The organism is Stutzerimonas chloritidismutans AW-1 (assembly GCF_000495915.1).
Lineage (GTDB): Bacteria > Pseudomonadota > Gammaproteobacteria > Pseudomonadales > Pseudomonadaceae > Stutzerimonas > Stutzerimonas chloritidismutans.
Map to the genome: position 1 here is coordinate 155,639 of NZ_AOFQ01000032.1, position 23,979 is coordinate 179,617.

Annotated in this window: 20 protein-coding genes; 6 read left to right on the forward strand and 14 right to left on the reverse strand. The window is 64.1% G+C overall.

The window, feature by feature from the left end; all coding sequences use genetic code 11:
• Positions 1-92: 92 nt before the first annotated feature.
• Genes F753_RS36525 through glgA form a run of 5 tightly spaced genes read right to left on the reverse strand, consistent with a single transcriptional unit; the run spans position 93 to position 8,657 of the window.
• Complete coding sequence (locus tag F753_RS36525; protein ID WP_023445371.1) at positions 93-446, reverse strand: DUF2934 domain-containing protein; 354 nt, start codon at positions 444-446, stop codon at positions 93-95.
• A complete protein-coding gene (locus tag F753_RS36530; protein WP_023445372.1) occupies positions 443-3,253 on the reverse strand; it encodes a malto-oligosyltrehalose synthase in 2,811 nt (936 codons plus the stop codon). Before F753_RS36530 ends, F753_RS36525 begins: the two co-directional genes overlap by 4 nt.
• Complete coding sequence (gene malQ / locus F753_RS36535; protein WP_023445373.1) at positions 3,250-5,325, reverse strand: 4-alpha-glucanotransferase; 2,076 nt, start codon at positions 5,323-5,325, stop codon at positions 3,250-3,252. The genes F753_RS36530 and malQ overlap by 4 nt, the downstream gene beginning before the upstream one ends.
• Complete coding sequence (treZ, locus tag F753_RS36540; RefSeq protein ID WP_023445374.1) at positions 5,322-7,094, reverse strand: malto-oligosyltrehalose trehalohydrolase; 1,773 nt, start codon at positions 7,092-7,094, stop codon at positions 5,322-5,324. The genes malQ and treZ overlap by 4 nt, the downstream gene beginning before the upstream one ends.
• Before the next feature lie 12 nt (positions 7,095-7,106).
• Positions 7,107-8,657, reverse strand: a complete 1,551-nt coding sequence (glgA, locus tag F753_RS36545; RefSeq protein ID WP_023445375.1) for a glycogen synthase GlgA — start codon at positions 8,655-8,657, stop codon at positions 7,107-7,109.
• Positions 8,658-8,954: 297 nt separating this feature from the next.
• On the opposite strand from glgA, the gene F753_RS36550 reads away from it, so the two are divergent.
• A complete protein-coding gene (locus F753_RS36550; protein WP_023445376.1) occupies positions 8,955-9,461 on the forward strand; it encodes a CinA family protein in 507 nt (168 codons plus the stop codon).
• On the opposite strand, the gene F753_RS36555 is transcribed toward F753_RS36550, so the two are convergent.
• A complete protein-coding gene (locus tag F753_RS36555) occupies positions 9,462-10,574 on the reverse strand; it encodes a mechanosensitive ion channel family protein (protein ID WP_031297667.1) in 1,113 nt (370 codons plus the stop codon).
• Positions 10,575-10,778: 204 nt separating this feature from the next.
• Between F753_RS36555 and F753_RS36560 the strand changes: the two genes are divergently transcribed.
• Together F753_RS36560 and F753_RS36565 are read left to right on the forward strand one after the other, a co-directional pair.
• Positions 10,779-11,309, forward strand: a complete 531-nt coding sequence (locus F753_RS36560) for a ferritin-like domain-containing protein (RefSeq protein WP_023445378.1) — start codon at positions 10,779-10,781, stop codon at positions 11,307-11,309.
• 105 nt (positions 11,310-11,414) lie between these two features.
• Positions 11,415-11,699 (forward strand): DUF2061 domain-containing protein, encoded by a 285-nt coding sequence (locus F753_RS36565; protein WP_023445379.1) that lies wholly within the window; start codon positions 11,415-11,417, stop codon positions 11,697-11,699.
• Positions 11,700-11,706: 7 nt separating this feature from the next.
• Here the strand turns inward: F753_RS36565 and F753_RS36570 are convergent, their stop codons facing one another.
• Complete coding sequence (locus F753_RS36570) at positions 11,707-11,982, reverse strand: DUF1652 domain-containing protein (RefSeq protein WP_014820219.1); 276 nt, start codon at positions 11,980-11,982, stop codon at positions 11,707-11,709.
• A gap of 276 nt (positions 11,983-12,258) precedes the next feature.
• Here F753_RS36570 and F753_RS36575 point away from each other — a divergent pair, with 276 nt between their 5' ends.
• From F753_RS36575 to F753_RS36585, 3 genes are all read left to right on the forward strand, one after another.
• Positions 12,259-12,555 (forward strand): hypothetical protein, encoded by a 297-nt coding sequence (locus F753_RS36575; protein WP_023445380.1) that lies wholly within the window; start codon positions 12,259-12,261, stop codon positions 12,553-12,555.
• A gap of 26 nt (positions 12,556-12,581) precedes the next feature.
• Positions 12,582-15,146, forward strand: a complete 2,565-nt coding sequence (ligD, locus tag F753_RS36580) for a DNA ligase D (RefSeq protein ID WP_023445381.1) — start codon at positions 12,582-12,584, stop codon at positions 15,144-15,146.
• Positions 15,147-15,312: 166 nt separating this feature from the next.
• Positions 15,313-16,341: a hypothetical protein gene (locus F753_RS36585; RefSeq protein ID WP_023445382.1), complete on the forward strand. Its 1,029-nt coding sequence runs from the start codon at positions 15,313-15,315 to the stop codon at positions 16,339-16,341.
• A 143-nt stretch (positions 16,342-16,484) separates the two neighbouring features.
• Here F753_RS36585 and F753_RS36590 read toward each other — a convergent pair whose 3' ends face one another.
• The 7 genes from F753_RS36590 to F753_RS36620 form a co-directional block, all read right to left on the reverse strand.
• Positions 16,485-17,564 carry a DUF1615 domain-containing protein gene (locus tag F753_RS36590; RefSeq protein WP_023445383.1) on the reverse strand — a complete coding sequence of 360 codons (1,080 nt, stop codon included), beginning with the start codon at positions 17,562-17,564 and terminating at the stop codon, positions 16,485-16,487.
• A gap of 272 nt (positions 17,565-17,836) precedes the next feature.
• Positions 17,837-18,073: a DUF2790 domain-containing protein gene (locus tag F753_RS36595; RefSeq protein ID WP_014820223.1), complete on the reverse strand. Its 237-nt coding sequence runs from the start codon at positions 18,071-18,073 to the stop codon at positions 17,837-17,839.
• A 285-nt stretch (positions 18,074-18,358) separates the two neighbouring features.
• Complete coding sequence (locus F753_RS36600; RefSeq protein ID WP_023445384.1) at positions 18,359-19,294, reverse strand: LysR family transcriptional regulator; 936 nt, start codon at positions 19,292-19,294, stop codon at positions 18,359-18,361.
• Positions 19,295-19,313: 19 nt separating this feature from the next.
• Positions 19,314-20,786 carry an efflux transporter outer membrane subunit gene (locus tag F753_RS36605; protein WP_023445385.1) on the reverse strand — a complete coding sequence of 491 codons (1,473 nt, stop codon included), beginning with the start codon at positions 20,784-20,786 and terminating at the stop codon, positions 19,314-19,316.
• Complete coding sequence (locus tag F753_RS36610; protein WP_023445386.1) at positions 20,783-21,682, reverse strand: efflux RND transporter periplasmic adaptor subunit; 900 nt, start codon at positions 21,680-21,682, stop codon at positions 20,783-20,785. Before F753_RS36610 ends, F753_RS36605 begins: the two co-directional genes overlap by 4 nt.
• Before the next feature lie 3 nt (positions 21,683-21,685).
• On the reverse strand, positions 21,686-21,889 hold the full coding sequence (locus F753_RS36615) for a DUF1656 domain-containing protein (RefSeq protein WP_003300280.1): 204 nt from the start codon (positions 21,887-21,889) through the stop codon (positions 21,686-21,688).
• Positions 21,886-23,952 carry an FUSC family protein gene (locus tag F753_RS36620; RefSeq protein ID WP_023445387.1) on the reverse strand — a complete coding sequence of 689 codons (2,067 nt, stop codon included), beginning with the start codon at positions 23,950-23,952 and terminating at the stop codon, positions 21,886-21,888. The genes F753_RS36615 and F753_RS36620 overlap by 4 nt, the downstream gene beginning before the upstream one ends.
• Positions 23,953-23,979 lie beyond the last annotated feature (27 nt).

Consider the following 23,979-nt stretch of genomic DNA (forward strand, 5'->3'; position numbering starts at 1 on the left):
TCCAAAGGCGGATTCCGGAAGGCATGCCGAGGCGAGTGTCGGCGCGGACGATCATTCGACCGATCCGACGCCGACAAGATGCCTGCCGCCGGTCAGCTTTCCTTCTTCGCGCGCGGGGTGCGTGTTTTCTTGATGGTTTCGGGTGTACCGGCCTTGGCATCGGTGCCAGCCTTGGGTGCGGCACGGCTCGCGCGGGGCTTGGCAGCTGGCGCGTCCTTCGAATCCTTCACGTCCTTGGCTTTGGTCTTGGCTTTTGGCGTGGCGTCGGTGGGTTTGGTAGCGGTCTTGCGTGGACGACTGGCGGGCTTGGCATCGGCAGCGCCGTATTCGGCCTCGACCAGCTTGCGCGCCATTGCCCAATGGCGCTCATCTTCCCCTTCCGGGCAACCCTCGGATTGCCAGATCTGATAAGCGAACTCGCGGATACGTTGCTCTTCTGAACTCATTGTTGGGATTCTCCATTTGCGGTCATAGACGTATGCAGGACGGCCACCGATAGTCCGTCCAGAACGCGCGCAACCTCTAGGCTGGCTTGTTGGGATGAGACTGTCGCTCCGTCGAAAAGTCGCTCGAATTCACTACCGTTTAGCGCCTCGGGCAGTGTGATCCGGGTGTCGCCCCAGCGCTGTGCCGGAATGCTCGGTACTCCACGATCCCCCAGCAGATCCGCTGCCAGCCGCGGTACGACGACTACCACCCACTCGCCTTCCAGCTCGCGGGCAAAGACCAGCAGCTGCTCGGCCTGCTCGCCAGAAACCGCTAGCGGCAGATAGCGGCCTTCGCTGAACAGCTGCGGGTGGCGTCGACGCAGCTGCAGTGTGCGGCGGATCACAGCTTGCTTGATGCGACCGTCGTGCCAGCTTTGCAGCAGCTCATCGAGCGAGGCCGCGCTGGCGAGGCTGTGCTGCCGTGCAGTGAAGTCCACCGGCCGCCGGTTGTCGGGATCGACCAGACTGAAGTCCCAGTACTCGGCACCCTGATAGAGGTCAGGCACGCCAGGGGTGGTCATGCGCAGCAGGCTTTGCACAAGGCTGTTCAACGCACCGGCAGGGGCCAGTTCGGCAGCGGCCGCAGCGATTTCGTCCCGTAATGGTGCACCTTCGTCGGTGAGTAGCAGGTACTCGACGTGCTGGCGGCAGGCGCTTTCGTAATCGCTGTTGGGGTCGCTCCAGGTGGTGCGCAGCTTGGCCTCGCGCAGGGCTTTCTCCTGCCATTGCAGGATGCGTGTGCAGTACTGCTCCATCGCAGCCTTGTCGTCGGCCCGCAGCTCCAGCGGCCAGCTGCCGAGCAGGATCTGGAACAGCATCAGCTCATCGCCGGGCGAGGGCGCCGCACCGTCGCCAAGCTGCTGGATGTGGCTGGCACTCATCTCGCGCCAGCGCCGCACCTTGCCGGCAAACCATTCGGCGCGCTCGCTGATCACAGCGATGCGCGCGCGGGTATCTTCGCCACGCTTATGGTCGTGGGTCGCGGTGGTCAGCATGTTGCGCGGGAAGTGCTCGGCGCGTTGCAGGCACTCGTCGTGGAATGCCTGCAATGGCGCGCTGAAGTGCTGTGGGTCGAAGCCGACATCGTTGCGCGACAGCAGAATGCCGGAGCGGTAGCAGGCGGTATCCTCCACGGCCTTTGCCGCAGCCGGTGAGGTCAGCTGCTGGAAGCGTGTGCAGGCGTAGCGACGAATCTTGCGCAGGCTACGCGGCAGTTGCCGCAGACTTTCACCGCCGAGCCAGCGCTGCAGATGCTCGAGCAACGGCCAGTCGGCTTCGCTCAAGGTCGTCTTCGCGCCGTCCAGCGCCTGCTGGAAGAACGGTTCATCGGCCTCGCGGCGGCCCGGCGCGGCAATGTAGGTGCGATACACCGGGAAGTGAATGATCAGCTCCAGCAGCGCGCGGCGAATCGCGCCGAGGGTGATGTCGCGGGTCATCACGTCGCCGCGGGCGACCTGCAAAAGCGACAGGGCGACGGTTTCGAAGTCGCCCGCCAGCGGGCCGGTCAGCACCAGCTGGCGAGCCTGGCGAGCCTCTTCCATAAAATCGGTGGTGCGTCCGCTGGTCTCGCTCCACAAGGAGCACAGAAGTGATTCGCCAGCCGGGTCATGTTGCAGCAGCGACACCTGATTCATGAATTCGTAACCGGTGGTGCCGTCCACGCCCCAGTCGTCATGCAGCCGCTCGCCACCGGCGAGAATCTTCTCGACGTAGATCGGCACGTGATCCTGCACCGCGTCCTGCGGGCGCCCGGCATTCAGCCGATCGACACGCCGGCGCAGGCGTCGGCAATAGCCGCGCGGGTCGGCTAGCCCGTCGATATGGTCGATGCGCAGGCCGTCGACCAGGCCATCGCCGATCAGCTCGAAAATCTTGGCGTGGGTTTCCTCGAACACCACCGGACGTTCGACGCGCAGGCCGCCCAGCTCATTGATGTCGAAGAAGCGCCGCCAGTTGATGTCGTCACCCGCGGTCCGCCAGCTGGCCAGACGATAGTTCTGACGTTCCAGCAGGCTGTGCAGGCGGCGGAAGCCGTCATCGGTAGTGGAGTCGTAGCAGTTGAGCGCCTGCTCCAGCGCCTGGCGGGTGCTGGCGTCCTGGAGCTGCTCGGCGAGCTCGGTGCGTAGCAAGCGAGCGGCCTGGTACGGCGCGGGCTCGGTCTTCAGGGCATCGAAGTGCTGCGCCAGGGTACGCAGCTGCGGATGATCGGCGGCACGCAACACCTCGCCGTAGCTCGGCGGGGTGATCGGAAAACGGTGCTCGTAATGCTCGGCGTACAGCGAGCCGTTATCAACGTCCAGGCGCAGCTTCACGGTGCCCTGCTGCAGCGCCTCGCCGTAGTCGCTGCCAAGGAAGGGCACCAACAACTGGCCTTCGAGCAGGGGGTCCGGCGAATTCCACTCGATGTCGAAGAACTGCGCGTACGGGCTGCGGCGGCCCCACTCGAGTACGTCCAGCCACCAGGCGTTGCCCGAGCCACCGACCGCCATGTGGTTGGAGACGATATCGAGGATGAGCCCCATGCCCTTGCCGCGCAGGGCCTCCACCAGACGCTGCAACGCCGGTTCGCCGCCCAGTTCAGGGTTGATGCGGGTCGGGTCGATCACGTCATAGCCGTGCATGGAGCCGGGGCGGGCGGTCAGCAATGGGGACGCATAGATGTGGCTGATGCCGAGTTCCGCGAAGTAGTCGACCAGCGCGGTAGCGTCGTCGAGGGTGAAGTCGCGGTGAAACTGCAATCTCAGGGTTGCGGTTAGGTCTTTCATCGATGCGCAGCTCCACGATGGTTACGACGGGCCTGCGCAAAGGACGCCAGCCGACGGCTACTGGCCGGGCTGTCGAGCAATGTTGCACTGTCGCCGGGATAACGGCGACGCCAGTTGGGATGGGTTTCGACGATGCCGGGCATGTTGGTCTGTTCTTCCAGACCGAGCGCATCTTCCACCGGAACCAGTACCAGCGGCGCGGGGGTGTGCGCCAGGAAGCAAATGGCGGCATCGACCGCCTCCTCGGCGTTCAGCAGCACGTCCGGGTTCTTGCCGCTGTACTCACACAATGCGCGATTCAGCCCTGCGCGTTCTTTCTCACGCGCTTGCCACTGGGCATCACGGTCCGATTCGGGCACCTGGCCGACCTTGATGCGCCAGTCGATATCGTGACCGTGCCACCAGCCCGTCAGGGTCGGGATATCGTGAGTGGTACTGGTTGCCAGCGCCTGCGCCGGGTACTGGGCAGGGGTCTGGAAATGGCCGTCGTGCTGTTCGAAGAGCAGCACCCGCATACCGAGGATTCCCCGTGCCGCGAGTACGTCACGCAGGCCGTGGGGAATGGTGCCGAGGTCTTCGCCGAGGATCACCGCCTGGTGGCGCCAGGCCTCGAGGCAGAGCAGGCGCAGCATGTCGTCGAAGGGGAAGTTGAGGTACACGCCGCGCTTCGGGTCGGCACCGGCGGGTACAACCCAGAGACGCTTCAGGCCCAGCACGTGGTCGATACGCATGCCGCCGGCATGGGCGAGGTTGGCCCGCAGCATTTCGATATAGGCGCGAAAGCCGTTCTGCCGCAGGCCCCAGGGCGAGAAAGCGGAAATGCCCCAGTTCTGGCCATCGCGATTCATGATGTCCGGCGGCGCGCCAACACTCAGCGATGCCAACAGCTCGGCCTGGCGGCTCCAGGCCTGACTGCCGCCGCCATCGGCGCCGACGGCGAGGTCGGAAATCAACCCGATGCGCATACCGGCGCTGCGCGCGGCGACCTGGGCACGTTCCAGGCCGCGGGCCATCAACCACTGGCCAAAGGCGTGGTAACTCACCTCATCGGCATGTTCGCGGGCAAAGGCCTCAACGGCCGGGCTGGAGGGATCGCGGTATTCGCTCGGCCAGTCGTTCCAGTGCTGCGTGTGACCGTCTGCGTCACGCAAATGAGTGTGCAGGGCTTCGAAGCGGCAGTGGTTTTCCAACGCCTCGCCACCGCTCGCGCGGAAGCTGTCGAAATCCACCTGCAGGGCGTTGCCACCCTTGCTGAAGTCGTCGAACAGCTGCCGCAACAGGCGATGCCGCGATTGCGCCACGGCCGGCCAGTCGATCAGCTCCAGGCGCTCGAGCCGTTTCAATTCCTCGCCTAACCCGCAAGTCTCGATGGCTTGGCGCAACGGCCGCTCACCAAGGATCGACCCGGGCGCGGCGTGCAGCACATTGAAGAACAGCCGGCTCGACGGCGAGTAAGGGCTGTACTGGTCGATATGCGCGCCGAACATGGCGTGCACCGGGCTGATTCCAAGCGCATCGGCTCCGTGGGCAGCGGCGTTGCTGACCAGCGCCTCCAGTGCCTGGGTGTCGCCCAGACCACCATCGTCCGCGCGGCGCAGCCCGTATAACTGCACCGTCAGGCCCCAGGCGTCCGCCCCGGCGATTTCGGCGACTGTGGGGCAGGAGAGCGGGGCGATAGCCACGGTCAGCTGATACTTGTCGATGGTCAGCCGGTAGTAGCCGGGCGTGTCGATGGCTGGCAGGCGTGCCTGGTTGTCGAGCGTGCCCTTCTGAACACCGCCATCTTCTGCCTGCAACTCGAAACGACTGGTCGCCGGAAAGTAGGCGGAAAGGTCCAGTGCAGCGTGCTGATCGCAGGTCAGCAGCGGCGGCACGCCGCCGTGGTTGTTCTTGTGCGCGAGAATCTCGAGGCTGGCTTCGATATCTGCATCGGTTTCCGCCGCCAGCCCGAGGCAGGTCAGCACGTCGCGCAGTACGGCCGGCTCGACCCGTTGTTCGCGGTTGTCGGCATCGACCCAGTCGATGGAGAGCCCGGCGGCTTCCGCCAGGCGGATCAGGGATTCGTCGCTCATTTGGCTTTCTCCAGATACAGCTTGGCCATACGAGGCGGCAATTGGTCGAGCGTGGCATCCAAGGCGCGGCTGGCGAACAGCAGCTGCGCGGCGCTAGACGAGGCGGGCAGTAGAGCGGCTTGTTCGCCTAGGTTCAGCTCAAGGCGCAGCTGACTGCCATCACCCAGCTGCCAGCGTGCAAGCACAGCGGCATCGCCCAGCACGCTGCAACCGAGGAAGGCGCTACCGGGCAGGCGCGGCACGATCTCGGCATGGCGGATGCTCAGCAGCTGGCGGTACAGCGCATGCCACTCGGCGTGCCCAGGTTGCGTTTGTGCACCGAAGTCCGGCCGCGACTGCTCGAACGTGGATACGGCGTTGGGATCGGGAATGCGCTCGCGGGTGGCTTCGTCGGCGAACTCGGAAAACTCGGCGAATTCGTTGCGGCGGCCTTCACGCACTGCATCGGCCAGCTCGCCGTGATGGCTGGTGAAGAACAGGAAAGGCTGTCGCGAGCCCCATTCCTCGCCCATGAACAGCAGCGGGACCATGGGGGAAAGCAGCAGGACGACGGTGGCAGCCCTGAGCGCGTCGGCATCGGCCAGCGTAACCAGGCGATCGCCAAAGGCGCGGTTGCCGGTCTGGTCATGGTTCTGCAGGAACAGCACGAACGAGGTCGGTGACAGGTGCGCGCTGGGCTCGCCACGGGATTCGCCACGGCGGTTGTTCTGCCCCTGATAGACGAAGCCTTCGCCAAGAAAGCGCGCCAGTTTGCTGGTCGCGTCCTGGTGATAGTCGGCGTAATAGCCCTGGCTTTCGTCGGTGAGCAGCGCATGCAGCACATTGTGGCCGTCATCGTTCCACTGCGCGGTGAAGCCCTGGGTCAGCAGGCTGGAGCGATTGTCCTCGTTCTCCAGCACCAGATGCACATGGCGACCGGGTTCCACGGTGGTGTGCACGCGCTCGGCCAGTTCGGTGAGGAAGCTGCGGTCGGGAATGGCATGCACGGCATCGAAGCGCAGCCCGTCGAAGCGGTAGTCCATCAGCCACATCAGCGCGTTGTCGATGAAGAAGTCGCGGACTTCGCGGCGGCGGAAATCGATGCCATCGCCCCAGGGCGTCTGCTGGTCGTGGCGAAAGAAGTGTTTGGCGTAGCGGCCGAGGTAATTGCCGTCCGGGCCGAAGTGGTTGTAGACCACATCGAGAAACACCATCAGGCCGAGGCCGTGGGCGGTATCGATCAGATGCTTGAGCTCTTCCGGACTGCCGTAGGCCGCTTCCGGCGCGTAGGGCAGAACGCCGTCGTAGCCCCAGTTGCGGTCGCCGGGAAACTCGGAGATCGGCATCAGTTCGATGGCCGTCACGCCGAGTTCGGCAAGCCCGGCGAGGTGCTTTTCCATCTCGGCGAAACCGCCATACAGACCGACATGGGTTTCGTACAGCACCGTCTCGTGCCAGGGGCGACCGAGCCAGCTGCTGTTGCGCCACAGATAGTTGTCATGGGTGTCGACCACCAGGCTCGGCGCATGCACGTCACCCGCCTGCGCCCGCGAGGCGGGGTCGGGCACATGCAGTTCGTCGTCGATGAGAAACCGGTAGAGCGTACCGGCCCCGTAAGGGGCATCGATGCTGTACCAGCCTTCTTCAGTGGCGGTCATCGGCAGCGTTTGTGCGCCTACAACGATCAGACTGACGTTTTGCGCATCGGGCGCCCAGAGTCGGAAGCGGGTGGTCCCGTCTTCCAGCAACTCCGGCCCGTGATGCCCGATATGGGCACGCTGCTTCTGCATTGAACGACCTCTTCAGATTAAAAGACGAACCTCGCGGCGCTCTCCGAGCAGTTTCCGGTACAGCGCGTCATAGGGTTCGATGGCGTGACGCCAGAAAAAGCCGGCCCCCATCGCCCGGCAACGCATGGCGGCCAGCAGCTGAGGATGCTGATGGATCGCCAGCGCCCGCTGGACGGCCTGCCGGTAGCTGCTGACATTGGATTCGTTGAACAGGAACCCGGTGATGCCGTCATCGATGGAGTCGGCCAGCCCGCCGGTGCGACGTGCAACGGGCAATGAGGCATAGCGTTGGGCATACATCTGGCTGAGGCCGCACGGCTCGTAGCGCGAGGGCATCAGCAGAAAATCGCTGCCGGCGAACAGGCGGCGCGCATCGGTTTCGTTGAAGCCGATGTGGGCCGCGACACGGCCGGGGTACTGGGCGGCGAGCTGGCGAACCTGATGCTCGATCTGGTGATCGCCCTGGCCGAGTATCGCCAGCTGGCCGCCGCCTTCGACGATGGCATGGGCCACGCCGAGGGTCAGGTCGACACCTTTCTGGTGCACCAGGCGCGACACCACGGCGAACAGCGGTGCATGGCACTGCTCGAGACCGAACGAATCGCGGATATACGCGGCATTGGCCTCTTTGCCTGCCCAGTTACGCGCACTGAAACCCTTCACCAGATAGGGATCGCTTTCTGGCTCCCAGCTTTCGTCAATGCCGTTGAGCAGACCGCTGAGCAGACCCTGGCGGGCTTTCATGCTGAGAAAGCCTTCCATGCCGCAACCGAACTCCGGCGTGGTGATTTCCTCGGCGTAGGTAGCGCTCACCGTGGTCACACGGTTGGCATAGGCGATCCCGGCCTTGAGCAGGGACAGCTTGCCGTAGAACTCCATGCGCTCCGGGTCGCAGGCCTCGGCGGGGATTCCCAGCAGGCGCCGCTGCGCCATGTCGATGTTGCCCTGGTAGGCGAGGTTATGAATGGTGAAGACGCTGGGTGTGTTCAACCCGCGCCAGTGCATGTAGGCGGGCGCCAGACCGGCTGGCCAGTCGTGGGCGTGCACCAGCTCGGGCGCCCAGCGGATGCAGGCCGTACCGGCGGCGATTTCCGCAGCGGCCAGTCCGAGGCGAGCGAAACGCACCGGATTGTCCGGCCAGTCGTTGCCATCGGCGTCACCGTATGGCGAGCCTTCGCGCTCATAGAGTTCCGGGCAGATCAGCACATAGATGATCAGGCCGTCGGGCATGTCCATCCGGCCAATGCGGCAGCCGGGAATCTCGGCATAGCCGCCCAGCGAGCCGACCGTGCGGATGGCGTGACCGCTGTTGATTACCTGCGAATAGCCGGGGATCAGCACGCGCACATCGTGGCGTGCGCCCAACGCCCGGGGCAGTGCTGCCGACACGTCGGCGAGCCCGCCGGTCTTGACCAGATCGGTCAGTTCGGAGGTGACGAACAGAATCTTGCGTTTGTCATCGTGGCTACTGCGAATCTGCAGGGCAGGGCGAGTAACCAGGGGTATGGCGGGTTGCGCCTTCGGTAGTCCGACAGGCAGGGCGTTCACAGCGGCAATACTCATCACGATCTCCCCAGAGCCCCGGCGTTCCAGGTGCCGGCGCCAGCTACGAGCATATTTCTCCTATGCAACGATCTGATGACCGTCACATACCATGAACACGACCAGGCTGAAATCTAGTTCGGAGCTGCCGCGAAGGCAGGTGGGGCTTCACTGGCCCTACCAGAAACCAGACCCGGCGTCGCGGTAGAAGTTCTTGAAAACCCGATCAACTACCACTGCCGGAACTCGCAACCAGCCAACTTGCTCCGAATACAGAGTCGTGAAGGCGTTGAACCTGGAATGGTCGGAGCAAAAAACATGCAAGAGATCGAACGAGTCGTTGACTTTCTGCAACGCGAGGAACTCACGCTGACCACCGCGGAGTCCTGCACCTGCGGTTTGATGGCTTCGCTGATGGGCGACATTCCGGGATGCGGCCAGGTGCTCGACAGCGGCTTCGTGGTCTATTCGCCCAAGGCAAAGAACCGCCTGCTCGGGGTGGACTTCGAAACCATCGAGAGATTCGGCCTGACCAGCGAGGAGGTCGCACGTGAGATGGCCATTGGTGCGCTGAACGCCAGCGTCGCCACCCTCGCCGTGTCGAATACCGGCGTTGCGGACAATGATCAGGAGGATGAGGGCGGCACCCAGTGCTACGCCTATGCACTGATGCGGGGCGAGCGGCAGGTGGTGGTGAGCGAAACGGTGCAGTTCGATGGCGACCGGGTCGCGATTCGCAAGCAGGCCGCGCGACACGGACTCACCCAGCTGCCGATTAAATACGCCGAGTTGCTGAAGAAGCTGGAGGGACTCGAGGGCGACTAGTCACACCGGTGGCTGGCGCTCCGGTTCGACATGCTCGGGCTGCGATGTATCGACGCGCGGCTTGTGGCCGACGCTGAGGTCTGCGCGCAGTTGCGGCAGTGAATGCGGGTATTGCCGCTGGATGAAACTCAGCAGGCTTTCACGAATGTGGCAGCGCAGGTCCCAGTTGCGCGACGAATCCGGCGAACTCACCAAGGCGCGCAGCTGAATGGATTTCTCGCTGGTGTCCGTGACCTGCAGGACGCAGACCCGACCATCCCACAGCTCGGGGACTTCCTTGCACAGCCGGCGCAGCTCCTCGCGCAGCGGTTCCAGTGGCAGCGAATAGTCGGCCCAAAGGAAAACCGTGCCGATCAGGCTGGAACCGCGACGGGTCCAGTTCTGAAACGGTTTCTCGATGAAGTGCTGCAACGGCACGATCAGCCGCCGGTCATCCCAGATCCGCACCACGACGTAGGTGCCGGTGATTTCCTCGATGCGACCCCATTCGTTCTCGACGATGACCACATCGTCCAGGCGGATCGGCTGGGTCATGGCGATCTGCACGCCGGCGATGAGGTTGGCCAGCACGGGCCGCGCGGCAAAGCCCACCGCCAGGCCCGCAAGGCCCGCCGAGGCAAGCAGGCTGGCACCGAACTGGCGGGCACCGGGAAAGGTCATCAGCATGGCCGCCGCGCCGATCAACAGCACAAAGAAGGTCAGGGTGCGTAGCAGCACACGTGATTGCGTCTGTATCTGGCGGGCGCGAAGGTTGTCGACCACATCCACCGGATTGCGCAGCTGAATGAACTGCTGCAGCCCACGCAGCGAGCGCATCACCAGCCACGTGAGGGTGGCGATTATCAGCAGCGTGGTGACATGCCGTGCCGCGTCGATGAAATGCAGATCGTTCGGCGCAGACGTCCATACGCCCTGCACCCCTACCAGTGGCAACAGTAGCCGGACGGGCTTTTCCAGTTGCTCGGACAGCTCCCGGGTAAACAGGAAGGCTCGCGCCAGGCGCAGCGTCAGGGCCGTCAGCAGCCGGCCGAAGAGACTCAGGACCAACGCCACGAACAGCGCCGCGGCTATGGTGCGCAGTGCCGGCTGGCTGATGTAGTGATCCCACTGCAGGAGAAAGGCTGGAAATTCGATAGCGGGCGTTCCGGTTGGCCAGAGGTCTGGGGCAGAGACAGACAGCCGGCGGCGAAAGTTCAGGGCGCGCAGCCGGGAAGTGCGCCGGACGGGTGGGCGGAACTCCTATGGGCGGGATGTTTCACAAATTCCAAGCGGGTTGCAGAGCACGACCCGATTTTCTGACCCGATTGGAGTTGAACCATGCAGAGTGCACAGACCGGCAATGACGTCCGTACCGAACGCCTGATCGAATGGCTGCGCGATGCGCACGCGATGGAGGCGCAGGCCGAAACCATGCTGAACAAGCAGGCCAGCCGCATCGAGCACTACCCCGAACTCAAGGCGCGGATCGAACAGCACATCACCGAAACCCAGAACCAGGCCAAGCTGATCGAAGGCTGCCTGCAGCGCTATGACAAGTCCTACTCCGGCCTCAAGGACCTGGGCGGCAAGATGATGGCGATGGGGCAGGCCATGGGCGGCATGATGGTCAACGACGAGATCGTCAAGGGCGCGCAGATGGGCTACGTGTTCGAGAACCTCGAGATCGCCTCCTACAAGATCCTCATCGCCGCTGCCGAAGCGGTTGGTGACATGCAGACCAAGGAAGTGTGCGAGCGCATCCTGGTGGAGGAGGTGGCCATGGCCGACTGGCTACGCGACCACCTGGCCGAGCTGACCCAGGCCTATCTCACTCGTGCAGCCGAGCCGCATGTCGAGGCCAAGCGCTAAGCGACTAGCCCGGGCACCCGGCTGCCTCCGGCCGGGTGTATTACTCCTCCAACTTATTAGCCATGCCGTGACCACTCGCCGTCGCGCGCCTGGTGGAAGCTAGCAATGAGACAACGCCCGCTACTCAAGACCTTGACCTTCGCTGTGCTGCATTTCGCGACAGCGTTCATCGTCGTCTATGCCCTCACCGGAAGTCTGGTGATCGGCGGGGCGGTCGCGCTGATCGAGCCGCTGTGCAACACCCTGGTGTTCTATTTCCATGAACGCGCCTGGCAACGCTTCGGCCGCCAGAAGGCCACCCACAGCCACAGCTATGGCCACGACGTATTCCTGAAATACATGGCGCGCGGCCAGACCGCCAGCAGCCGGATCGTCCGCACGCCTCGCTAAGCGAGGCTCATTCGACGTGACTGAGCTGTTTGCCTTCGGCGGGCAGCGAGCTACGCGTGACGCACATTTCAATGCGCAGTTCCTGCGCCAGACGCACCAGATTGGCGGCATCGCGGCACTGATCGTAGGAAATGCCGAGAACGGTCAGTTCCTCGTCCGGCGATTCCTGAAAGAGGCGCACGCGGAGTGAGTTGTCGGAATCGTCGCGGCATTCGCACTGGAATGGGCGAAGGTAGGTGTGCAGGATCGCTTCGATCTTGAACAGCGGAAGACGCGTATTCATAAATCCTCCCTATGTAGGAAGGTGACTTGAGCGCAGTAAAGCGATCGCTGCGCACCCCTGGTTTTCCCGACGTCATTCAACCGTAGCAGTGCTTGTCCGGTTGTAAATGCGGCGATCTGTCCACCCGGCGGATTAAGTCCGGCAACTGCTCTACACGGCAGTTTCCGGCCAGTGCCGCTTGTCGGAACCCGTCGGACGGCTCGATCTGTCCTTGCTGAACTTCATACCAGTAGGGGATGACCAAATTAAGTACGTCGTCCTCAGCGGAGAACCGAGATGAAGAAAACGATGCTTACGGCGATCCTGAGCGGCCTGGTTGCGCTACCGGCCATGGCCCAGTTTCCCGCTGGTACTCCGCGAGACGACACCGGTTCACGCCCCAGCACCATGGGTAATCCGACGCCGCAGGAGGAAGTCGAAACCCGCCAGGACCATCAGGGACGCACCGTGACCGAAGATGGCCGGCTGGTGGAGCCGCAGCCGGGAAGCGAGGAAAAATCCACTGACCCGAACCGGCATTCGACGCCCGGCGGGGCTGACGACAGTTCCACCGACGCTGGCAAGCTTGAGTAATCGCCGGACATTGCCGGAGGTCAGCCATGGCGCTCGACGAATACCAGCGCATGCGCGATTTTGCCGCCACGCCCGAGCCGTCGGGCAAGGCGCGCGGCAGGTCACGCAAGGTCCAGAGCCTGCAGTACTGCATCCAGAAACACGACGCCACGCGGTTGCATTACGACTTTCGCCTGGAGCTGGATGGCACGCTGAAGAGCTGGGCGATCCCCAAGGGCCCCAGCCTTGACCCGAGCGTTCGCCGGCTGGCAGTGCATGTGGAGGATCACCCGCTGGAATATGCCACGTTCGAGGGCTCCATTCCGGCCGGGCATTACGGCGCGGGCGATGTGATCGTCTGGGATCGCGGCGTGTGGATACCGCAGGGTGATCCACAAGACGGCTATCGCAAGGGCAAGCTCAAGTTCAGCCTCGAGGGCGAAAAGCTCGCCGGCAGCTGGAATCTGGTGCGCACCCACATGGATGGCAAGAAGGAGCAGTGGTTCCTCATCAAGTCCCGTGACGAGGCCGCGCGCGAGGAGGGTGAGTACGACGTCGTCACCGCCGAGCCGAACAGCGTGCTCAGCGATCGCACGCTGGTCCCGCGCAAACGCGGGCCGGCCAAGGCTCGCGTTGCGGAAGCGCCGGCCAGCCCAGTCAAGGCGCCGGCAAGAAAGCTAGCGTCACGCAAGAAGAGCGACGCGGTAAAGCTGGAAGGGGCCGTCCCGGCCGAATTGCCGGAGACCTTCAAGCCGCAGCTGGCGACGCTGGTGGACGCCGTGCCGAGCGGCGACTGGCGCTACGAGATCAAGTTCGACGGCTACCGCATGCTCGCCCGTATCGACGCCGGCAAGGTCGCGCTGTTCACCCGCAACGGCCATGACTGGACGGCGAAGATGCCGCAGCAGGCGGCCGCGCTTGCCGGACTCGGGCTTGAATCCGGCTGGCTCGACGGCGAAGTGGTGGTGCCGAACGAGGAGGGCGCTCCGGACTTCCAGGCATTGCAGAACGCGTTCGAAGCCGGACGCAGTGGGAGCATTCTTTATTACCTGTTCGACGTGCCCTATCTGAACGGCATGGACCTGCGCGATGTGCCGCTGGAACAGCGTCGCGCGGCGTTGCGTGAGGTGCTGGAAGGCAGCGACAGCGAATTGCTGCGTTTCTCCGAGGATTTCACCGAGCAGCCGGACAGCATTCTGGAAAGTGCCTGCCAGATGAAGCTCGAAGGCCTGATCGGCAAGCGAGCGGGCAGCTCCTATACCTCCAGGCGCAGCAGCAGCTGGGTCAAGATCAAGTGCAGCAACCGGCAGGAATTCATCATCGTCGGCTACACCGAGCCCAAGGGCACGCGCACCGGGTTCGGCGCGTTGTTACTTGGGCTGCATGACGACAGTGGAAAGCTGCTCTATGCAGGCAAGGTCGGCACGGGCTTCAATCAGGCCACGCTGAAAAGTCTGCACAAGCAATTGAAGAAGCTGGAAACCGACAAAAGTCCTTTGGCCAAGGCGGCACCTGCTGCTGATGTGCGCGGCGCGCAATGGCTCAAACCCGAACTGATGTGCGAGGTTGCCTACGCGGAGATGACCCGCCAAGGCGTGGTCCGCCATTCGGTGTTCCATGGCCTGCGCTCGGACAAATCCGCCGACGCCATTACCCATGAGCGGGCCAAGTCCGCCAGTCGTAGCAGCAAAGCCGAGCAGCGGCAGACAGACGCTATCGGCAGCGGCCGGATCAAGATATCCAGTCCCGAGCGGATCATCGACCCCAGCAGCGGGATCACCAAGATCGAAGTGGCCAGCTTCTACGCGCAGATCGCGCCCTGGGCCCTGCCGCAGCTGCGAGCACGCCCGCTGGCCCTGGTGCGCGCCCCGGAGGGCATCACCGGCGAGCTGTTCTTCCAGAAGCACGCCGACAAACTGGCCATCCCGCACATCACTCAACTCGACCCGGCGCTAGACCCGAAGCACGGTGCGTTACTGGTGATCGACAGCGCCGAAGCGCTGGTCGGCGCCGCGCAGATGGGCACCATCGAGCTGCACTGCTGGAACGCGGTAGCGCCCGAACTGGAGCATCCGGATCGCTTTGTGCTCGACCTCGACCCGGACCCGGCGCTGCCCTGGAAGAGCATGCTCGAAGCCACTCAGCTGACCCAGACGCTGCTGGACGAGATCGGCCTGACCTCGTTCCTCAAGACCAGCGGGGGCAAAGGCATCCACATCGTCGTACCGCTCGATCCGGTACACGGCTGGAGTGAGGTGAAGGCCTTCAGTCAGGCCATCGCGAAGTACCTGGCAAAGCTGCTGCCGTCGCATTTTTCCGCCGTCAGCGGGCCGAAGAACCGGGTTGGACGCATCTTCATCGACTACCTGCGCAACAGCCGTGGCGCCAGTACCGTCGCCCCTTATTCGGTGCGTGCCCGCGAGGGCCTGCCGGTTTCCGTGCCGATCCACCGCGAAGAACTGGCGGACCTCAAGGGCGCCAATCTCTGGACCGTACGCAATCTGCTGGAGCGCCTGCAGGAACTGGGCGACGACGATCCCTGGGCGGATATGACGCGGGTCAGGCAGACCATCACCGCGCAGATGCGCGAACGTCTGGGCATGCCGGCTTAAGTCGCCGTCCGTCTAAACGCTAGTCGGTCTACATCGATAGGGCGATAGGCGGATGGCACCACCGGGCAAACAATCGGCCCGTTCAGGGGAGCGGTAATGGTGAGGGAGGCGCCAGACAAAGCCAGCATGCTGTCGGCCAACAACAATATTCAAAGGAGTGCCCCGCATGTTCGCGCATAAACCGCTTATCGCCTGTTTCCTGCTCGGCTCGTTGCCAGGCTTGGCCTCGGCACAGGCCGTAACCACCCAGACCGGAAACGATAACGAGGTCATCCTCGAGCAGCGTGGGGGCTCGAATTCGGCCTTATTGCTGCAGCAAGGGGATGCGAACTTCTCGCGAGTAGAGCAGGGCGGCGGCGAAACCTCGCTACAGCCCACGCAGTTGGAGCTCCTCCAATGGGGGATGGGCAACCAGGCGACGGTGTATCAGGCAAGCGATTATAACTTCGGGCATTCGGCGGCGGTCGTACAGCTGGGAGATGAGAATGTCGCTGAAGTCGTGCAGGCCGACGGTAACGGCTCCCAAGCGACCATCCACCAGCAGGGCGCACGCAACACTCATCGGGTCGAGCAGCTGTTCTATGCCAACGGGCTGGAAAGTCGCACATTCGGCACGAACAATCTCACCGAAGTCACTCAGAACGGTGCTGCGACCGCCACTACCCAGCAGGTCGGCAGCGACAACCGGATCACCATCGACCAGAACGTGTTCGCCTATGGCGGGGGAGTCACCGTTGATCAGGACGGCGCCTTCAACGAGGCCGCGGTTACCCAGGTGGGTGGCCGTTACTACACGGGCGAGGTCAACCTGGCGCAGGTCGGCAGCGCTAACAGTGCGCAAGTGGTGCAATGGGCGGGGTTCAGCAACCTAACCTTTAGCCAGAACGGAATCGGCAACGAGCTGACGGCGAGGCAGGGCACGCGCACCGGAACGATTCGAGGGACCTCGGCCGGCAACGACAATCGCGTCAACATTGACCAGAGTTTTGACGGTCCGGTGCTCGACATCGCGCAGAACGGTTCAGCCAACGAGATCGATGTGGTGCAACATGCCGCCTATGGCACGGCTTCGATCAGCCAGAGCGGCGATGGCAACATTGCGGTGCTCAATCAACTGACGGAATTCGCCGCGCCGCCGAGCGCCGCCATCATCCAGAACGGCACTGGCAACAGCACGTCGATCACCCAGCGCTGAGCCGGATTGACGCGGCCGTCAGACGGCCGCGCTACGTTTCGCAATGGTCGGTTGCCGTAGCGTTCGTTATGCGCGCTACGGCCTGGGCCAGTGACAATTTCACTGTGGTGCCATGCAGCGGTCGCCGGCTATGCAGGCTCTCACTAGTTGCGGGCGCGCTTCATGCACGCGAGGTGCCGGTCATTGACCCGGTTGGCGAACCAGGCGGTGGTCAGGTTGCGGGTGATCTTCGGGCTTTCCAGCCGGATTCCCGGCAGCACCGCCCGAGGCAGCGGCTTACCCGCGCGCTTTTCGGCCAGTGCGAAGACCTTTTCATAGAGGTCGGTTTTCTCGAAACCATGGGTGTCACCGCGCTCCAGTGCGTTGCGAATCGCCGTATCGCTCATTTCCAGCTTGCCTGCCAGCGCGCGAACTGCACGCTCGGTCTGGCCGGCCTTGCTGCTGCCGTGAATGATCAGGTCGCCGTCGAGGGCCAGCTTGATGCCACTGGCACGGCTCACCGCGGCCTGAAACGCGGCGTTGCGACTGGCGTACCAGCCGGCATTGAAGTCGGCGAAACGGTACAGCGGTTCACGATAGCTGGTCGGGTAGTCGAGCAGGTGGGCGATGCCGAAATACATGCCACCGCGGCGCGTGAAGACTTCGTCGCGGATCGAGCCTTCCCGTTCATAGGGGTAGGTCCATCTGCGGTCTTCGGCAAAGGCGATGCTGACCTGCATCGGGCCGCCGGTCTTGACCGGGTTGAGCGTGCCGAACAACTGCTTGCCGAGCGGCATGATGCCGAGGAAGTCATCGAAGATCGCACTCAACTGCTCTTCGGTGCGCACGGCCGCGAGACGCTGGCTATAGGTCTTGCCGTTGGGCGACTTCACGTCCAGCGCCGCATCCACCACGAACCGCGGGACGTGCAGGCGGCCGGCACGACGGTAGATTTCCTCTCGCGCGATCTTCGCCAGGCCGGGCACGGGCGGGGTTGCCTGGAATGTCGATTCCTGCACCGTCACGGCCAGGACCGAGCAGATGTTTTCATCGTTCGGCGGGATATCCAGCGCATCGAAGGCTGTGTAGATGTCCTGAGCCCACCCCTGACGATCGGGAATGTTGGCGGGGATCAGGCGAGCGATCCTCGCCCGGACTTCTTCCGGCTTGGGCGCCGGAGTCGTCGGCTGCTGGGTTCCACAACCGGCAAGACCGAGCAACGCCACTGCGACGATTGCCGCCATGAATGGGCGGGTGTTGCCAGGAACTGATCGGGTAACGGCAGGGCTGCATGCCGTGCGACAGGTTGAAATCGAAATGGTCATGCGGTCCTGAATGTAATGAGCGCCTGGGGCTCGGACAGTAAAAGAGCCGAAACCGTTCTGCCTCTTTCAGAACCGCGATTCAAAACCGACTGGTTCGCTTGCCGAATCCCGGCGCGCACCTGACCTGCCGCGCACAGCCTGTGCCAGTGCTGCAAGCGACGTACGCTTAGCTGTAGCAGCTCGCGCCGGACTCAGAAATCGTGGCAATCCGGGCCCTGGCGCAGGTACGTGGTTTCGTGGGTTTCGCCCTTGGAATCCACATAGGTCATCCGGGCGGTCACGACCTCGCAGCCGCCAGCAGGCACGTCCATCGATATGACCTTGGCGATGTCCAGCTTGTCGCCATATTGATAGGCCTTGGGTTCATCGGCGGCATACGCCAGCTGGGCACTGAGTGCCAGGCCGGCAATCCAGATCAGTTTGTTCACAGGTAACCTCCAGAGCGCCTGCGGGCCCAAGTCGCTGCGACGGCGCGAGGGCAGGCATTTCTTGCGTGCAGCGCCTGCCGGATGGCAGACGCCGGGAAATAAACGAGGCTGCCACGAGGGAAAGCAGCCAAAAGGTGGCAGGACGCCCGATCGAAGGAGCGCTCGACCGGCGAAGGAGCGGACTGGCTTCTAGTGTCCGTTGCCACCCGGCAATTTTAGTGAGCGACCAGGTGGGGAAAAACCGCGCCAGCGGTGAAGCACCTTTACCCGCCGCGCAACAATCGATCAGGCCCAATGGGCCGGGTCCTGCAGGATGCGGTGATAGTTGGTGAATGCGCGCGGCAGCTCCAGCGCGAGAAAGTCGACCCAGGTCTTGATCTTCGCGTCGAGAAAACGCCGGGACGGGTAGAGCGCGTGGATCTGCTTTTCCTGCAGACGATAGCGGGGCAAGAGGCGCAGCAGTGCGCCGCGCTGCAGGGCCGGAGCCGCGACATAGTCGGGCAGCAGGCAGATGCCCATGCCGGCTTCTGCCGCGCTGGCCATGGCTTCAGCCACGTTGACCTTGAACGCTTCGCCAGGGCGAATCACGTCTTCGGCACCGTCTGCGATGAAGCGCCATTCATCCGCGAAGACCGGGTCCGCCAGGCGCAGACAGCGGTGCTGTTGCAGGTCGCGCGGTTGCTGCGGTACGCCATATTGTTTGAGATAGCCGGGTGCCGCGCACACCACATTGCCAACCTCGCCCAAGCGCTGGGCGATCAGCTCCGAATCAGGCAGCTCGCGGGAAAGCGTGATGATGACGTCGAGTCCGGCTTCCAGCAGATCGGGCTGGTGTTGCGAAAGGGTCAGGTCGAGGCTCACTTCGGGGTAGCGCTCACCGTATCTTCCGGCCAGCCCTGCCAGCAGTTGGATGCCCAGACCCGTCGTCGAGTGCACGCGCAGGCGCCCGCGCGGGGTCAGATGGGCCCCGCAGGCTTCCTCCTGTGCCTGGTCCAGCTGCGCCAGGATCTCGCGCGAACGTTCGAGAAAACGTGCGCCGACCTCGGTCAGCGCCAACCGCCGTGTGGTGCGGTTGAGCAGGCGCGCGTGGAGGTGGTTCTCCAGCTCCGCCACCAGGCGGGAAACCTGCGCGGTGGACGTGTCGGCCAGCTTCGCCGCGGCGGTGAAGCTGCCGGCGTCGACTACCCGGACGAATACCCGCATCGCTTGCAGCATGTCCATCGAGTAAGGCCTCTCTGGGTTATTGGCCAGGCACGCCCGGCGATGGATTTTCAGCGTGCGCCGATGCGGTTTGCGTGCCTTGCCAGCCGCCGCCCAGCGCGAGGAACAGGTTCACCTGGTCTTGCGACAGTTGGGCTTGGGACGCCGCCAGGGCGGCTTCGGCCGTTGCGAGGGTGCGCTCGGCGTCGAGGCTGTCGAGATAGGCCAGTCGTCCTTCCTGATACAACCGGCGCGTGTGGTCCGCGGCGTCTCGCGCGGCATCGCGCGCTTCGCGCAGCGCTTGGTCACGATGCAGGTCGTGAGCGTAGTGCGTGAGCAGGGTCTGGGTTTCCCGCAGTGCGTCGAGCACAACTCCGTCGAAGCGGGCGAGGGCGGCAGCGGCTCCGGCCTCGGTGGCGCTAACGCGCGCGCGATCAACCCGGGTCGGAAAATGCCAGCTGATCGACGGGCCGAATTCCCAGCGACGGGTTACCGGATTACCGAGGTGTTCGAGCATTCCGGTGTAACCGGCCGCAGCGCCGATACTGACCTGCGGATACATCATCGCCGTGGCGACGCCGATCTGTGCCGTAGCGGAGGCGAGTGCGCGCTCGGCCGCACGGATGTCCGGGCGGCGCTTGAGCAGGGCGGTGCCATCACCCAACGGAATCGCCTGGCGCAGCTGCGGTGCGTGACTGCAGGCGGTAACCGTCTCGGGAAGGGCTCCGGGCGTGCGGCCGAGCAGGGCGGCGAGCTGATACAACGCGGCCGCCTTCTTCGCTTCGAATGGCGGCAGCTCGGCACGCAGAGCCTCCAGCTGGGCGTGGGCGCGAGACACATCGACTTCGTTGCCACGACCGCCCTCGAACAGGCGCTCGGCGACATCCAGCTGTTGCTGCTGAATCGCCAGTGAATGCTCCGCTATCGTCAGCTCCTCGCTGGCATGACAGGCTGTCATGTAGCTGCGTACCACCCCGGCCACAGCAGTTATGCGGGCCGTGTCGAGCAGCGCCGCACTGACGTCGGCATCGGCCCCCGCAGCTTCCGCGGCGCGATGCAGCTGACCGAACAGATCGAGCTGGTAACCCACGCTGAGGCCGGCGTCGGCGAGGTTCATCACTGGAAGTTTTTCCTCCAGGGCGAGGGCTTCGCTGGACAGCTGGCCGCGTGCAACCGAGCCGTTGCCGCCGACCACGACCTCCTGCGCGTGGTGCGCCATCTGGAAGCCCTCATAGGCGCGACGCAGGTTGTGATACGCCTGGCGCACGTCGGCATTGCCGATCAGGGCTTCACTCACCAGCTGATCGAGCGTCGGGTCGTCATAGAGCTGCCACCAGTCGTCCGGCAGCGGCGCCTGTTCGACCCGTTCGTTGCCGGCCAGATCGAAGGGTTTCTGCGCAGCGGCCTGCAACGCCACGGCTTGGTCTGGCACGCGGTAGTCCGGGCCAACCGCGCTGCAGGCGGCGAGCAGCGCAGTCAGCGCGAACGGCAGTGCGTATGCCGCGCGACTCATTGGCTGACCGTCGCCGATGTGTCGCGCGACCACGGCAGCACGGACAGCGTCGCCGTACGGCCGACCACCAGGCGGATGTCGCTCTGCTGGCCTTCGTCCAACACCACGCGAACCGGAATTCGCTGCGCCAGGCGCACCCAGTTGAAACTCGGGTCGATATTCGGCAGCAGCGAGTTGCCGCGCACACGGTCGCGATCCTCGATGCCTGCGGCGATGCTCTGCACATGGCCGCGCAGATGCTGCGCTTCGCCCATGATGCGGATGTCCACCGGCTGCCCGATCTCGATGGCGTGCAGCTTGGTTTCTTCGAAGTAGCCTTCGACGCGCAGTGAATCGGTATCGACGATCGACAGCACCGGCGTACCGGTTTTTACGTAATCGCCCACGCGCATCGTCTGGTCGCCGAGATAGCCATCCACCGGGCTTAGCACGGTGGTGCGTTCGAGATCCAGACGCGCCACGCCGAGGGCGGCCTCAGCCGTGGCCAGGGCGGCAGCGGCGCGCTTGACCTGGGTGTCGCCGATCTCGACGGTTTCCGCGGCGATCAGGTCTTTCAGCACCCGATTACGCCTGGCTTCGCGTTGCGCCTGGTCCAGCTGCGCGCGGCGTTCGAGCACTGTGGCGCGGGCTTCGTCGACCGCCAGTTCGAAGCGTGCCCGGTCGATCACGAACAGCACCTGGCCGCGGCTGACCTTCTGGTTGTCGCGCACGTGCAGTTCGGTCACCAGCCCGGAAACATCTGGTGCGACTTGAATGATGTCGGCGTGCACGTGGCCGTCGCGGGTCCAGGGTGCCTCCATGTAGTAGTCCCACAGGTGCAGGCTGACGACGACGGCGATGACGACCGCCAGCAGGGTCAGCAGCACCGAGCCGGCGGCGGGTATCCATTTCTTCACGATTCACATCCGGGGAAGGAGATTGAACAGGGCCCCGAGCACGATGATGTACAGGGCGAGGTTGAACAGCGGCGGATGCCAGACCCAGCGGTAGAAGCCGGTGCGCTGCAGCACGGTGGCGAGCAGGCTCTTGACGCCGTAGGCGGCCAGCATGGCAACCAGCAGGACCGGCACATAGACGCCGTACACATCGAGGTGACCGGTCATGCGTGCGCTCCAGCGGGGGAGAGGCCGGCTGCGGGTGGCGGGCCTCCCGGTGCGGCACGCACGCTGGCCGATGCGTCGGCGAAAAGCGCCAGTCGCAAGCCGTGCACCACCTGCGCCGCCTGGTGTGCGCTGGGCGAAGCATCGCGCTGCAGATCCTGCAATGCGACCTCGAGGGTGTCGCGTAAGGGCTCTGGTGTCGGCAGTTGGCTACGCGCGGTGGCGCAGGCAAGGAAATGCGCGCGGATCATGCCCAGCACCGGCTCCAGCTTCTGCTCAATGGCGGGTGCCGGCCGCAGTTCAAGCAGTTCCAGCAGGCGAAAACCGACGCGCAGCTCGCGCGTGGCGTCGTTCAGCGCCAAGCGATCGTCATCCAGCTGAGCCAGGCGTGGCAGCAGCTGGGCGATACGGTCGATGAAACTCGAGGCATCATCGGCTTCGTTGCGCCAACGTCGCAGGTCTGCCAGCGCCGCCAGGCTCAGCCAGCCGTGGCGTACCAATCGCCGCGCAGCCCAGAGCGTACCGAACGGCCGGGTCAGGCGAGCCCAGACGAACGCGAAGAGCACGCCCAGCGCAGTGGACAGAGCGATGTCGGCAAACAGCTGAAAATCGGCGCGGTAGCTGTCCTGAAGGGTGATGTTGGAGATCGTCTGCACCGCAATCACGATCACTGTCCCGGCGTGTTGCGGTCGACCGGCGAGGGTGCCAAGCAACAGCAGCGGCACGGCGAGCAGGATGGCCAGGCTGCCGAAATCGTGCACGTTGGGCAGCAACGCGAATAGGTAGATGCCGGCGGCCGTAGAGGAGATCAGCGTGGCGACCAGAAACGACTTGATGAACGGCGCCGGATTGTCCTGACTGGCGAAGAAGCAGCCTGCCACCGCGGCGATGAACACGCCGCTATAGCCGTGCTCCCAACCGGAAACGAACCACAGCATGCTCAGGCAGAACACCGACAGCGCTACCGAAGCCGCGGTGAATGCCAGTAGGCCGTAGTCATAGTGGCGTGGCCCGCCGACCAGTTGCTGTACGTGATAGCGCAGCGCCGGCGCCGCCTCGGGATGGCCCTCATGGAACTGCTGGTAGAGGTCGAGGCAGTCCTGCCACAGGTCGATCAACGCGCGTAGCTGGCGCAGACCGCTGTCGATCGCCAGGGCATGCGCCGGATGGCTGTCGCCCAGCCAGGCTGCCAGCTGCAGGCTGCGTTCGCGCAGATGCTCGCCGTGCCCAGCCTCGGCATCGGACTGAATCCAGCGATCCACCTGCTGCAGGTAATCCACCAGTTCCGGCAGCAAGCCCTGTAGCTCAGCCTGTAGCCGGTGCAGCGAGTCCGCGGTGGAGGTCAGCTGCGGCATCAACATCGCCATACGCGCGCGAAATTCGCGAGCATGGACAGTGGAGAGATGACTGCCGCTGTCGTGGCTCAGATGGCTGATCATCGCGTCCAACCCCATCACATCCACCAGCAGCGCATTCAGCGCACGCTGGTCGGCTTCGCCCAGGTGGTGGGTATTGAGCATCCGGCTGACGGCACCGCGCCCATCGCGCAACAGCAGGTGCATCTTCGCGGCGAGGGTCGGCGCGATGCGGCTGGGAAACAGCACGGCGTTCACCACGCTGGCGCAGACGATACCGAGCAGAATCTCCTCGGAACGCGCCAGGGCGACATCGAAGATGGTCGCTGGGTGATTGACCTCGGCGAGACTGATCAGCGGCACCGTATAGGCGGCGAGTAGAAAGATGTAGCTGCGTGGCGAGCGGTCCAGCAATGAGAGAAAGAGCAGGGCGCCGATCCACAACGAGATCGCCAGGCTCAACATCACCGGTTGCTGAGCGAACGTCGGCAGAAGCACGACCGATGCGGCTGCACCGAGCAGCGTGCCCAGCGCGCGATAGATCGCCTTCGAACGTGTCGCCCCGGACAACGGATGCGACACGACGTAAACCGAGGCCATGGCCCAGTAAGGGTTTTCCAGCGGTATCGCCAGAGCGATGTACAGCGCAAGCAGGGCGGCAATCAGCGCCTTGGCCGAAAACAGCCATTCGCGCCAGGTTGGCATATTCATAGAATTCGTTTTTTGGGGCGTGGGCCA